Source organism: Spiroplasma endosymbiont of Sarcophaga variegata (assembly GCF_965178695.1).
In the GTDB taxonomy this organism is placed as follows: Bacteria; Bacillota_I; Bacilli_A; order Mycoplasmatales; family Mycoplasmataceae; genus Spiroplasma; species Spiroplasma poulsonii.
The window spans coordinates 1141261-1154741 of sequence record NZ_CBCXVU010000002.1 but is presented as its reverse complement, the minus strand read 5'-3'; the positions used below and the strand labels follow the sequence as shown (position 1 = coordinate 1154741).

At 29.7% G+C, this 13481-nt stretch carries 13 protein-coding genes and 1 pseudogene; 4 read left to right on the top strand and 10 right to left on the bottom strand.

Annotation, left to right across the window (positions count from 1 at the left end; genetic code table 4):
- Positions 1 to 75 precede the first annotated feature (75 nt).
- The 6 genes and pseudogenes from ACOBME_RS07840 to rsmD all read right to left on the bottom strand — a co-directional run.
- The gene (locus ACOBME_RS07840; protein WP_419334874.1) at positions 76 to 1593 is read right to left on the bottom strand and encodes a hypothetical protein; all 1518 of its coding nucleotides are present in this window, start codon (positions 1591 to 1593) and stop codon (positions 76 to 78) included.
- 45 nt (positions 1594 to 1638) lie between these two features.
- Positions 1639 to 3312 carry an arginine--tRNA ligase gene (gene argS / locus ACOBME_RS07835; protein WP_338965499.1) on the bottom strand — a complete coding sequence of 558 codons (1674 nt, stop codon included), beginning with the start codon at positions 3310 to 3312 and terminating at the stop codon, positions 1639 to 1641.
- A gap of 50 nt (positions 3313 to 3362) precedes the next feature.
- Entirely contained in the window at positions 3363 to 3974 is a 612-nt protein-coding gene (locus tag ACOBME_RS07830; protein ID WP_338965498.1) for an RsmB/NOP family class I SAM-dependent RNA methyltransferase, read from the bottom strand.
- 3 nt (positions 3975 to 3977) lie between these two features.
- A complete protein-coding gene (locus ACOBME_RS07825; protein ID WP_338965495.1) occupies positions 3978 to 4634 on the bottom strand; it encodes a transcription antitermination factor NusB in 657 nt (218 codons plus the stop codon).
- Positions 4635 to 4656: 22 nt separating this feature from the next.
- The gene (gene gmk, locus ACOBME_RS07820) at positions 4657 to 5232 is read right to left on the bottom strand and encodes a guanylate kinase (RefSeq protein WP_338965494.1); all 576 of its coding nucleotides are present in this window, start codon (positions 5230 to 5232) and stop codon (positions 4657 to 4659) included.
- Between the two features lies 1 nt (position 5233).
- Positions 5234 to 5803, bottom strand: a pseudogene (gene rsmD, locus ACOBME_RS07815) (16S rRNA (guanine(966)-N(2))-methyltransferase RsmD); the annotation flags it as partial.
- Between the two features lie 85 nt (positions 5804 to 5888).
- On the opposite strand from rsmD, the gene def reads away from it, so the two are divergent.
- The 4 genes from def (at position 5889) to ACOBME_RS07795 (ending at position 9986) form a co-directional block, all read left to right on the top strand.
- The gene (gene def, locus ACOBME_RS07810; protein ID WP_338965492.1) at positions 5889 to 6470 is read left to right on the top strand and encodes a peptide deformylase; all 582 of its coding nucleotides are present in this window, start codon (positions 5889 to 5891) and stop codon (positions 6468 to 6470) included.
- Between the two features lie 167 nt (positions 6471 to 6637).
- Positions 6638 to 8401: a ribonuclease J1 gene (gene rnjA, locus ACOBME_RS07805; protein WP_338965490.1), complete on the top strand. Its 1764-nt coding sequence runs from the start codon at positions 6638 to 6640 to the stop codon at positions 8399 to 8401.
- An 80-nt stretch (positions 8402 to 8481) separates the two neighbouring features.
- Positions 8482 to 8733: a hypothetical protein gene (locus ACOBME_RS07800; protein ID WP_419334870.1), complete on the top strand. Its 252-nt coding sequence runs from the start codon at positions 8482 to 8484 to the stop codon at positions 8731 to 8733.
- Entirely contained in the window at positions 8733 to 9986 is a 1254-nt protein-coding gene (locus ACOBME_RS07795) for an alanine--tRNA ligase (RefSeq protein WP_419334869.1), read from the top strand. Before ACOBME_RS07800 ends, ACOBME_RS07795 begins: the two co-directional genes overlap by 1 nt.
- Here ACOBME_RS07795 and ACOBME_RS07790 read toward each other — a convergent pair.
- The 4 genes from ACOBME_RS07790 to ACOBME_RS07775 all read right to left on the bottom strand — a co-directional run bounded on the left by ACOBME_RS07790 (position 9905) and on the right by ACOBME_RS07775 (position 13412).
- Positions 9905 to 10870 carry a CPBP family intramembrane glutamic endopeptidase gene (locus ACOBME_RS07790; RefSeq protein WP_338965487.1) on the bottom strand — a complete coding sequence of 322 codons (966 nt, stop codon included), beginning with the start codon at positions 10868 to 10870 and terminating at the stop codon, positions 9905 to 9907. The two genes, ACOBME_RS07795 and ACOBME_RS07790, sit on opposite strands and share 82 nt — an antisense overlap.
- Positions 10871 to 10962: 92 nt before the next feature.
- Positions 10963 to 12555 carry a 2,3-bisphosphoglycerate-independent phosphoglycerate mutase gene (gpmI, locus tag ACOBME_RS07785; RefSeq protein ID WP_338965485.1) on the bottom strand — a complete coding sequence of 531 codons (1593 nt, stop codon included), beginning with the start codon at positions 12553 to 12555 and terminating at the stop codon, positions 10963 to 10965.
- A 95-nt stretch (positions 12556 to 12650) separates the two neighbouring features.
- A complete protein-coding gene (locus tag ACOBME_RS07780) occupies positions 12651 to 13148 on the bottom strand; it encodes an HAD family hydrolase (RefSeq protein ID WP_338965483.1) in 498 nt (165 codons plus the stop codon).
- A 3-nt stretch (positions 13149 to 13151) separates the two neighbouring features.
- Entirely contained in the window at positions 13152 to 13412 is a 261-nt protein-coding gene (locus ACOBME_RS07775; protein WP_338965481.1) for an HAD hydrolase family protein, read from the bottom strand.
- Positions 13413 to 13481 lie beyond the last annotated feature (69 nt).

The window sequence follows — 13481 nt, the reverse complement described above, 5'->3', positions numbered from 1 at the left end:
ATACACTCCTTTTTAAATAAGTTAAAAATAATAAAAAGCATTGCTTCTTAAACCAAGGAATAATTAATTATTATGTTAACTTTTATTTTTTTCATCTGCCCCAATTGCCATATTTGACTTTACCCGACTAATAAAGCTTTCACGTAGCAATAAGTTAATTTTAGGAACTAATAATCGTAAATGATTGCGATATTCCGCTAAAATTAGGTCTGAGGTATAATAAAATATTAACAGAATAATTAATACAATTGATGCACAAATTGTAAAAATTATTGTTGTAATGTTATCAATTTGACCAGCAAAATTATCAACTGGAATATAGTTTTGCCCGGGAACAACATAATTACTAAATATTCAAATTTGTTTGTCACGAACAAAGTCATCAAAGAATTTTGTAATAAATTCAACACCAAATCACAATAATTGGAATTGAGCAACAACGGGACGATTAGTTGGTGAACGATATTTTCACTCACAAGTCATTGCAAATAAAATACTAAAACACATTGAATAAGCTAAACCATTAATTATTTGTAAAAATAAGTATACATCAGGAGAATGGTTAAAAGCAGCAACACTAAAGAACAAGAATCATAATAACAACCCTAAACTAAAACAATATTTAACACCGATTTTATTATAAAGTAAATGACATGCTAAATAAGCCCCAAAAAATTGCGGAATTAAAAATAACTGTTCATTCAAACGAACAAATTGGTTAACTTTTCAAACATTATGGTATTTTTCCCAAGTCCGCTGTCCCAATAATCAAATATAAATATTTGATTGGGAGATTTCTTTTAAGGCAATAATTAAAATAAACATAAAAAAGATAATTAAAACTTTTTTTCATTTAAATGGTTCAAACATTTTTTGTTGTTCAACGGTAAACGGCTGCAAAGTAAATTCTTTATGTGAAAAGAACGAATATAACATTGCGGCAATCCCAATCGCACAAACCACAATTGCCCCAATTATTACAACTTGTAAATGATTGGATAAATCGCTCCCTCTTGTTGTCACCAAATTATTAAATTCACCACCAAAAATAAGGGCAAAAGTCATTAATGGGGCAATTAAACTAACCGTTTTAAAAGGAAAAAACTTACGACCATAGACTTCATTATATGACAGAAAATAACTAGCTTTACTAATGATTCCAAACCCTAAAAAAATCGCCGCAATAATTAAAGTTGGTAGCGACGGATAAGCCATTAAAATAATAATCCCTAGTGCGGAACCAGCGAAAATCCCATATTGCGCAAAATGTCACCCAACACGATAAAAAACCTTATGTAAGAAAACATAAGGAATCATTGCTAAAAATGCATAAAATGAAAGCGATGTAACGGCAATTAACGCAACCCCCTCAAAATTATTGATTGAAGCAGCAAAAAATAAATTTCTAAATTCTAAATTATCACCAATAATTGCTGATAACGCAAATCAATATAAAAAAGTTTGAACGAAAAATGTCTTTTGACTAGCATGTTTAATTTTAATGTTTTTCGCTAAAATTAAAATATAAAGAACAAATAACAATAATAACATTAATGGATTAAATAGAAAAACATCTCAATTATTCTTTAACATGCTTGGCCCCTCTTTCTTCTATGATAAATTATAGCACAACTTAATTTACATCTGTTCAATAACATTAACCCCTAATAAGTTAAAGGCATTTGCTAAGATTTGATAAATTACTTTAATAAAAACTAAACGTTGTTTTGTTAATTCTAAGTTATCTAAATTAATAACTTTTGATTCATTATAATACGAATGGAATTGCCGTGCAATATTTTGTAAATAATCACAAATTAGATGCGGTTGACGTAACTTTGCGGCTCCTTCAATACAACGATTAAACAAATCAATATCATTTAAAAGATCTAATTCTTTTTGGGAAGTTAATAACTCAAAGGTTTTGACATCATCAACCTTAATATCATTAACTTTAGCTTGTTGTAAAACACTATTGCAACGTGCTGTTGCATATTGGGCATAATAAACTGGGTTTTTTGATGAATGCTCTTTTAAAACACCAATATCTAAATCCATATGACTTTGGGCACTCTTTGAAACTAACATGTAACGAATCGGGTCAACCCCAATTTCTTCAATTAAATCAATTAATCAAACTGCTGTTCCTTTTCGTTTACTCATTTTATATTCAGCACCATCTTTAATTAAACGGACCATTTGAATCATATCAATATCTAAAATATCTTTTTTATAACCTAATAACTGTAAACCAGCTAGCATTCGGATAATGTACCCATGGTGATCACCACCTCAAAAATTAACTAATTTATCAGCTTTTGACCGCATTAAGCGTTCATTATGGGAAGCTAAATCTGGTGTAATATATGTTAAATCGCCATTTGATTTAACTAAAACACGATCTTTATCATCACCAAAATCAGTTGTTTTTAATCATAATGCACCATCAAGCTGATATGTTTTATTTAGTTTCGAATATTGTGCTAATGTACTTTGAATTTTACCACCTTCATACATTGATGCTTCTGAAGAATAGTGTTCGATTTCAACACAAAATAATTTTAATTGTTCCTTAATAATATCTAAAAATAAATCAACTGACTTCTTACGAAACATTTCGTGCACTTCTGGATCACTAAGTTTATAATCCTCATCAAAAGTTACATCAATAAATTTATCTTGATACTTATCAACAAAATATTGTGCTACCCCATCACACATATCCCCGCGATATGCTTCTGGTGGTAGTTCTGTTTTTTTCCCTAATAAATTTAGATAACTTACAAAAACAGTTACTGCAAGATTATTAATTTGATTACCTGCATCATTAACATAATATTCAGTTTGCACTTTATACCCAGCGGCACGTAAAATCCGAGCAACACTATCACCAATTGCACCGTTTCGGGCATGCCCAATATGTAAAAAACCAGTAGGATTTGCTGATACAATTTCTAAATTATAAATAAAGTTTTTGGGGGCTGAATGACCATATTTTGTTTGTAATTTTAAAACATCACTAATAACGTGCTGTAATTGTTCATCAGCTAATGTAAAATTAATAAATCCTGCCCCAGCAATTTCAATTTTTTTAAAATACGGTTTATTATTTTTTTCAATAAAGGCAATAATTTCTGCAGCAATTTTGTTTGGCGCTTTTTTTAAATCCTTAGCTAATAATAAAGTTAGATTTGTTGATAAGTGCCCAAACCCTTCTTGCCGTGGTTTTTCAACCATCACTTCTTTTGTTAAATTGTGGACCTTTAAATATTGTTGTAAAAGTTCTTCAATCAGTTTAACGTTCGTATTCATAACTCCGCTTCCTTTCTTATTCTTATATATATTTTACATACTTTTTATAATTACTTATCTTTTTTTCGAATTTTACAATAATAAAATCCATCAGTATTGTTTTCATACCCAAAAGTTTGCTCAGTTGCAATTATTTCAAGATCATTATATTTTGCTAAAAAATTCCTAATTTGGAGGTTGTTTTCATATACTTCAAATGTACAAGTAGAGTAAACTAAAATACCTCCTGGCTTTAATAATTCATAGGCTTTCTCTAACAATTGTTCTTGGATTTCGACCAAATTAGCTAACTTCTCATTTGTAAAAGAATGATATTTGATTTCCGGTTTTCGTTTAATGACACCAAGACCACCACATGGTGCGTCACATAAAATTTTATCATATTTAACTGATGCAGTAATTTTTCTAGCATCTAATAAATGGGGATAAATATTTGTAATTCCCAGTCGTTTTGCATTAGTCTTAATTAAATTAAGTTTTCTTTCACTAATATCACATGCATCGATAATACCCTTATTATTCATTAACTGACTTAAATGGGTTGTTTTACCACCAGGAGCACTACACATATCTAAAACACGATCAGTTTCTTGCGGATCTAATACTTCGGCAATTCGCATACTCATTTCATCTTGAATAAAAATTAAGCCCTCTTCAAACATTTCTTAATTAATAACTGGTTTTTCGGCAATAACACCAACCGGAGAAACGACACTTTTTGTTAAATTATAACCAGCATACTTTGTTAATAATTCATCCTGTGTAATTTTTAAAGTATTGACACGAAAAGCAATCTTTGGAATTGTTAAATTATCTTCCATTACTTTTCGGGCAACTTCTTCGTTATATTCATTCCGAAGAATTAAATATAATGACAAAGGAAAACTATATTTAATACTTAACTTTTTTGTTTCATCAGTAAGTTTAATTTCAAAAATATCTTCCTTACTTTCAAAAATCTTTTTTAAAGTAGCATTAACAAACCCGGCATATTTTGGATTAAGTTTTTTGCCAATATTAACTGCTTCGTTAACAATAGCATAATTTGGAATTCGGTCTAAAAAACGAAATTGATAAATGCTCATTCATAAAATTACTTGGAGTTTTTGATTAGTTTTTCTATTATCAATAAATTGATTAGCAATATATTCTAAATATAATTTGTTCTTAAGAGTGCCATAAACAATTCGATAAACTAAGGTTTTATCCTGGTCAGTAAAACTGGCATTTAGTTCAATTGTTTTTGCTAATAAATGATTACTAAATTTATTCTTTGCAAAAACTTTTCACAGAATATCTCAGGCTAATTCTCTTGCTCGCATACCTTAACCACCTTTAGTTAACTTATATACGATTAGCAATTTCTTGCTCTAAAATTGTTTTAATTTCTGCCACTGCTTGTTCAACGGTATTATTCACAACAACATAATTATAGTTACTTTGTAACGGAAGTTCATCAGCTGCTTTTGCTAACCGGGCTTGAAGAACAGATTCCGGTTCACTTTTTCGACCCCGAATTCGGCTCTCTAATTCTTCTAAACTTGGTGGAATTAAAAAAATTGAAACTGCATCAGTAATTTTTTCTAATACTTGTGTTGCTCCTTGAACTTCAATTTCTAATAAAACATTATTTCCCTTTTCAATTTGTTCAATACAATATGATTTTGGGGTCCCATAATAATTCCCAACAAATTCTGCATATTCTAATAACTCATCATTTTTAATTGCATTTTCAAAGGTTGGCCGATCAACAAAGAAATAATTTAAGCCCTCAATTTCATCTGACCTCTTTTCCCTTGTTGTCATTGAAACTGAATAAGCTAAATTTAATTCTTCATACTTGAACAACTCCTGACAAATTGTTCCTTTGCCAACGCCTGATGGACCAGAGAAGATAATTAAAAAACCCTTTTTTTGCACACTAATTTTCTCCTTTTTCTAAACGTAGTATATATAAATACTTTTTTTTATATTTTTTGTAACGTAACATTACTAAGTCAAATTGAACAAATGATAGTTCTTGATTTGATTCACAAACTATTATTCCATAGTTATTTATAATATTGTTTTTCAATATTATAGTAATAATATCATAATAATATTCAATTTGTTTAAAAGGTGGATCCAAAAATAAAATATCAATTGTGCTATGGTTTTGAATTATTCAATTTAATAACACATTATAATCATAATTTAACACTTTTCCATTCGTAATTTTTAAGTTTTGAAGATTAGTTGTAATTATTTGGTAAGCACCTTGATGAAAATCATTAAAATAACATTGCTGTAAACCACGTGATAACCCTTCAATTCCTAGTTGACCACTACCAGCAAAAATATCTAAACCAGTTTTATTTTCATAAATAAAATAATTATCTAAAATATTAAACATATCCTCTTTTACCCGGGCTGTCATGGGTCGTGTATTCATCCCCCCTAATGTCTTAATTTGATAACCCTTATATTTTCCCCTAATTACACGCATCGTTTTAGTCCCTTTTCTATCTTTTTTAAATTATACTAAATTTCTTTAATAATTATGGGATATGTTATAATTTTTTAAGAGGTGATTTTTAGTGTTGCAAAATGAAATTCCAAGTAAAGACTGATTAGTATTTGATGATACACCATCAATTCGACAATCATCAAGTGATGTTTCATTCCCATTATTGCCTGAAAATGAACTTGTTATGCAAAAACTAATTGATTTTGTCCGATATTCACAAGATCCACAAAAAAATGATAAACAAACCATTAGACCTGCCGTTGGCCTTGCCGCCCCACAAATTGGTCATAATATTAAGATGTATTATATTAGAATCGAAGATACTGATGATGAAACTGGAACCAAAAAAATAAATGAGCATGCCATGATTAATCCAAAAATTAGTGGCAAAAGTAGCCAATTAGCTTGTATTGAAGAAGGAGAAGGTTGTTTAAGTGTTGATGGTGATAAAGAAGGTTTTGTTCCCCGTAGTTTTCGGATTATCATTGAAGGATATGACTATCTAAAACAACAAAAGGTAACAATTACCGTTCGAAGTTATGAAGCAATTGTTTTTCAACATGAACAAGAACATTTAGAAGGTAAATTATATTATGACTTAATTAATAAAAAGAATCCTTGATTAAAAAATTCTGATTGGATTATTTTATAAATTTAATAACTTTTAACTTTTTTAAGAAAAAGTATTTTTTTGTAAACTTATTAATCTTTGTGTTATAATTTTTTGCATACTGGGAGATTAACTTTTTTTCTTTATTAAATAATAAATTTAATAAAGAAAAAACTATGAATTTTTAGAATTATGAGGTGATAATTTCAATGAATGAAGAAAACAAAGAAATAAATAAAATTAGTAAACCAGCAACTACAAAACCAGCTAGTATAGTACCAAAAACAACAACACAAAATATTATTAAAAATAAGTTTCCAACAAAAGTCTTTGCCCTAGGAGGGTTAGAAGAAGTTGGTAAAAATACATACTGTATTGAACATGATGAAGAACTAATTATGCTTGATGCAGGAGTTAAATTTCCTAGTTCAACAATGCTTGGAGTAGATGCTGTTATTCCAAATTACAATTATTTGAAAGAAAATCAACGAAAAATAAAAGCCCTATTTATTACCCACGGGCATGAAGACCATATTGGGGGAATTCCATACTTATTAAGAGAAGTAACAATTCCAATCATTTATGCTCCTCGACTAGCTGCTGCTTTAATTCGTGACCGATTAAAAGAAGCAAAGTTAGAACAAACTACTATTGTCAAAGAAGTTGACAATATGAGTGTTATTAAAACAAAAAACTTTAAGATTAACTTTTTTGCTGTTAACCATAGTATTCCTGATGCTTTTGGCATGTCAGTTATGACACCAAATGGAAAAGTCGTATCAACAGGAGACTATAAATTTGACTGAACACCATTAGGACATCGTTCAGATATTGAACGAATGGCAAATGTGGGCCAAGAAGGTGTTATGTTACTAATGGCTGACAGTACAAATGCCGAAGTTGAGGGATATACTCAAACTGAAACAAAAATTATTAAAAATATTGCAGAATTATTCGTAAAAGCAAAAGGACGAATCCTAATTTCAACATTTGCTTCAAATGTTCACCGGATTCAACACATTGTTGAAATTGCGAATAAATATGGTCGTAAAATTTTAGTTTTCGGGAGAAGTTTAGATCGAATTATTAAAATTATCCGACAAATGGGACACTTAAAAATTTCTGATAAAGCCTTTATTAAAGCTAATGATGCTAAAAACTATAAGGATAACGAAATTTTAATTATTTGTACTGGAAGCCAAGGAGAACCAATGGCTGCTTTATCACGAATTGCAAATAATCAACATCAACATATTTCAATTGTTCCTGGTGATACTGTTATTTTCTCATCATCGCCAATTCCTGGTAACCAAGCTGATGTTGAACGTGTTATTAATAAACTAGTTCGTGCTGGCGCAATTGTTCAAGAAAATAGTCCGTTAAATCAAATCCATACCTCAGGACATGCTTCACAAGAAGAACAAAAACTATTATTTACATTATTAAAACCAAAATATTTTATGCCAATGCATGGGGATTATCGTATGTTACGTCAACACGGTGAAACCGCAAGTAGTGTTAATGTCCCAAAAGAAAACGTCTTTATTTGTGCCAATGGTGATCAAATTGAAATGTTGAATGGGACAGCTGCCATCGGAAAACGAATTGAAGCTGAAGCGGTGTATGTGGATGGAAAAGACTTATCTGGACAAACAACTGCCGTTGTTCGTGATCGTGAGATTTTGTCAAAAGATGGTTTAATTGCTGTTGTTATTTCAATTGATTCACAAAATAACCAGTTATTAACCCCTCCTCGTATTATTTCACGAGGAAGTTTCTATGTTAAAGAATCAGGAAATATTATTAATGAATCAATTCGCTTAGCAACCGAAGCAGTTAATGAAGTTTTAAAAACACAAAAACCAACCTTTGGTGCTCTTAAAAATGCAATCAAACAATCATTATCGCCGTTTATTTACCGTTATAAACGTCGTAATCCGCTAATTATTCCTGTCATTTTAAATAAAAAATAAAAGAATATTTTAATTATTCTTTTTTATTTTATAAAATGACATATAATTTTAATTAATACTAAGAAAGGATATTATTAACTATGAATAATGAACAAATTGAATTATTATGAACTAACTTAAAAAAACAAGACAACAAAGTGATAATTCCCTTAACAAAATTTCATGGGTATCAACAAACAACTGATAAAGGAACTATTTTAGCGCTTTTTAACGAAGCTGGCCACCCTATTGAACAAATTATAAATGGAATTGGTTTTGTCGCCTTTGATCATACTGTTTTTTATGCCCTTGGTCCCTTGGTGGGGGTCAAATCTCCGATACTGCTATTTTAATGAAAGATACACATACAATTAGCGTTTTTGATCTTAATAAACAAATTTATAAAAAAGTATATCTTCATCTTGTTGATACACAAGGAACAACAATTAAGCTTAATGATACTTTAGAACAAAAAATTGACCAAGAACGGCGCATTAAACTTACTAAAAACCATACAGCACAGCATCTTCTGTCATATATTATTGAGCAAATTTTAAATGATGGTGAAATGACATATTCAGTTCAAATTAAAACGGATTATGCTTTATTGGCAATGAATAAAGTTTATAATTGATTAGATATTATTTTAACAGCGCGAGAAAAAATTATTAATGATTTAATTAAACATGATATTGCTAAAATTGAACATCAAATGCCAATTGCCGAAGCAATAAAATTAAAAATTGCTCATCCAAATTTTGAATATGACCCAATTGTCCGCGTTGTTGAATTCCCTACAGCAACAATTGATTTATGTGGTGGAACCCATGTTAATAATTTACAAGAAATTGATTTTTTTGAAATTTGAGATTGTTGAGTTGATAAAAAGAAAGTTAGAATTCAATTTTCAACCAATAAAGCAACAACACAAGCATATTTTACGAACTGAATTAACCAAAAAAGAACAGCATTAGAACAAAGCGTCAAAAAAATTAGTGGTTATGATCCAACTTTTACTTTTATCATTCCTAATTTTTTGGTTCCAACAACTTTGATTGAAAAAAATAATTTAAACCTTAATATTGAAAAATTAGAAAAAGACTTAAATGAAACAGCAAAAGTTAAATATAAACAACTATTACAAATTATTGAAGAAACCACTTTTCCATTTAAAACAATTCCTATTAACGATAATTTAACAGTGCAAGAAATTATTATTAATGATGAAAAAATAACCCTTGAATTAGTTCGTAATAAATTAAATAAATACTTACAAGAACATCAAAATACCCTAATTATTTTTGTTAATACAAGGTTAAAGTATGGTTTTATTAGTTTTACGAAAAAAAATCAAACTGAATTTAATCTTAATAATTTCTTACAAACAAATAAAGAACAATTTAAAGTTACCGGTGGTGGAACCCCATTCTTTATTAGTTTTACATATCAAAATGAAATTAATTTATTTTTAGAACAATTATTAACTACTCTAAAAAATAAAAAGACCAAGAAGGTCTTTTTATTTTATCTAGTTAGAAAACTTGGTGCGGCAATAATTAAAATAGTACTAATACAATTTAAACCACTATGAGCAATAATATTATAAGTTACATTGCCATTAACAACAATGAACAACATCCCTAATGCTAGTGCTGCGCCTAAATAACCAAGAAGGTGTTCTCAATCACCAGTTGCCGTAACATGCATTCCAGCAAAAAAAATTGTTGAAGCAGCAAAAGCAATTCATTTATTTCCCGTTAAACTAAAAATTCCATGCCGACAAGCTAACTCTTCAATAATTGGGGCAACAAAAACCGTATAAATCGATAAAATAACAATATTTCACCACTTATCAAGCCCTTTAATTAAACTATTTTGATTATTTGATGCAGTTGGAGTTATTAATGATTGTAAATAACCAAAAGTAAGATTAAAAAGAAAAACCACAACAATTGCAATTGCACTAACTAGCAATAAACGTTTATAGTCTTGTTTAAAAGTTAATTTAATTTTTTTAAAAATAAATGGCGAAGTTTTGTAAGTAATAAAAATCGTCACCAACGCAGCAATTAAACTTGTTAATAAATTAATTGTTGTTAACGCAGCAGCAGATGGTTGAAATAAATTAGCAATAATACCAATTATTAAACCAACCATATTAGGAATAAAATAAAAATAATAAAATACAATTGCCCCAGAAAGCATAATTTCGTTTTGAGCACGACTAATAACAAAATAAGAACCAACAGCAACAATAATTCAACTAACAAAATTCATCCCAACTAATGAATATTGATCATGCGCAAATAAATAAGAAATTAAAATACTAATAAAAAATGGAGCAAAGATTGCTGTTCCGATAAAAATATAACCAGTATTACGAACATTCACCAGTTTAAAATCAAATGGTTCTGCACGGTCAACTACGGTTGGTTTTAATTCATATCATGGTCTTTTAAAATTATTATAAACATTTTCATTATCATTCATCTTTAATACTCCTTTAAACCCTATTTGTTAATTATATACCGATTATAACTAAAATATTGTTAAAATTACGAATTCTTTCATAAAAAAAGATATTAGATAATATCTTCTGATTTAACAATTAATGATGGTTGTGTCATTTCAACCGGAATTTCCTCATCCAACAATTCTAAAATGGTTGGTGCAATATCAGCAATCGCTGGGTCTTTATCACGTAATTTTAATCCTGCTTTAGTGATAATAATTGGAACTAATTGGGAAGTATGTTTTTTATTTGGTCCCCCAGTTTCATCAATCATAACTTCAGCATTACCATGATCAGCTGTAATAATCATAATTCCAGTAACTTTCTGCATTGCTTGATAAATTTTGCCAAGACAATCATCAATTGTTTTTACTGCTGCAATCGCTGCTGGTAAAATTCCAGTATGACCAACCATATCACAATTGGCAAAATTTAAAATAATAACATCAAATTCATTACGTTCAATTTCAGCAATCAATTTATTAGTAATCTCATATGCTGACATTTCTGGTTTTAAATCATATGTTGCAATTTTTGGTGATGGAATCAAATCAGCTGAAGCACATGGCAATGTAATTTCAGCTTGAGTTGCTAACCCATTTTTAAAATAGTCTTTTCCTCCGTCAAAGAAAAACGTCACATGCGCAATTTTTTCTGTTTCAGCAATTCGCAACTGACGATAACCCTTTTTGCTTAACCATTCTCCCAAGCCATTAACAACTTCAATTGGTTGAAAAGCAACATGTTTTGACCCAACTGTTTCAGCATATTCCATCATTGACACAAAATAAATGTCATTTAATTTTGGCACAAAATAACTTTCTGCTTCATTAACAGGAAAATTAGCATTTGTTAATGCTGAAGCAATCGCAATTGCCCGGTCAGGACGAAAGTTAGCAAAAAATACGCCGTCGCCCGCTTTAATGTAGCCTTGTGGGGTATTGATATTATAAGCTGGCATTAAAAACTCATCATTACGACCAGCCGCATATTCTTGATCAATATAGGCTAACGGGTCACTAAACTCAGCTCCTTTTCGTGAAACTAAAACATCATATGCAACTTGCACCCGGTCATATTTTTTATCACGATCCATTGCATAATAACGACCCCCAATTGTAGCAATCACCCCTACTTTTAAAACTGCTTGTAAAGCGTTAAATTGTTCAATATATGTTTTAATACATTCTGGTTTAGTATCACGACCATCACCAAATAAATGTAAATAAATTTCCTTAACACCTTCTTTTGCTGCTAATTGATACGCGACAAAGATATGATTAAGATGGGAATGAACACCACCATCAGAAAACAATCCCATGATATGAAAAGCACTATTATTTTGTTTTGCAAAATTAATTGCGGCTAAGATTTCTGGATTTTGATTAAAAGTTCCATCCTTAATAGCTTTATTAATTAATGTTAATGACTCATATTTAATTCTACCAGCGCCCAAATTAATATGACCAACTTCTGAATTTCCAATTTGCCCAGCTGGTAACCCAACTCATTCTCCCGATGCATGAGCAGCTACTCAAGGGTATTTTGCTTTTAACATTTCAACATTTGTCATATGTGCTTGTGTAACAGCGTTTCCTTTTGAATCAGGGGCAATTCCTCATCCATCAAGAATTGCTAATAAAATTGGTTGTTTAGCTTTCATCTTAATATTTCTCCTCTTTTTCTTTTTCCTCAACAATTATATAATTATTTTTTACTATTGAGAATATATTTTTCAATCATTTTTGCAACGCCGCCTTATTCAATATTACTAGTAATATCTTTTGCGATTGCTTTAATTTGATCCTGCCCATTATTCATTGCAATTCCTAACCCAACATTTTTTATCATTCAATAATCGTTCATACTGTCACAAATTGCCATCATTTCTGATAGGGCAATCCCCCACTGTTGTGAAATTCATTTTAAACCTGCTAATTTACTAATTCCAGGAGCATTTACTTCAGCGGTATGGGAAGCATCAATTGCAATTTCAATGTTTTCAGCACGTGCTAAAGTAATAAATTCATCCGTTTCCTGGACATCCATTATAATACATTTGTAATCAGTATTTTTCACTTCCGATAAACTATCATATTGAATAAATTCACCATGAAAGAAAGTTAATTCTGGGTTATTTTCGGCAATAGGATCAAAATTAACAACTACTTTTGTTAAATCATCAATATAACATCATATTTTTTTGTGATATTTTGTTGCTAATTGAAATAAAAAGTTAACTTGCAGGATAGACAACGTTTATTGATGCACAATCTTGTTTGTTTTAATATCATAAATACAAGCACTATTAAAACCAATAAAATACTGCTGAAAATAATCCATTTTTACTTTTAAAGCTTCTGGCAAGGATGTTAAAACTGGTCGTCCCGTTGCAAAGATAACTCGCACTCCCATTTCTTGGGCTTTAATAATTGGCATAATATTATCCGTTTCAATCCCTTGATGAAAACGACATACAGTTCCATCCATATCTAATGCGATTAATTTAATATTTCTCATAATTTCCTACTTTCTATTAAAAATTCCATAATTATATTGTAAAAGAAAAAACCATATTTTTAAATATGG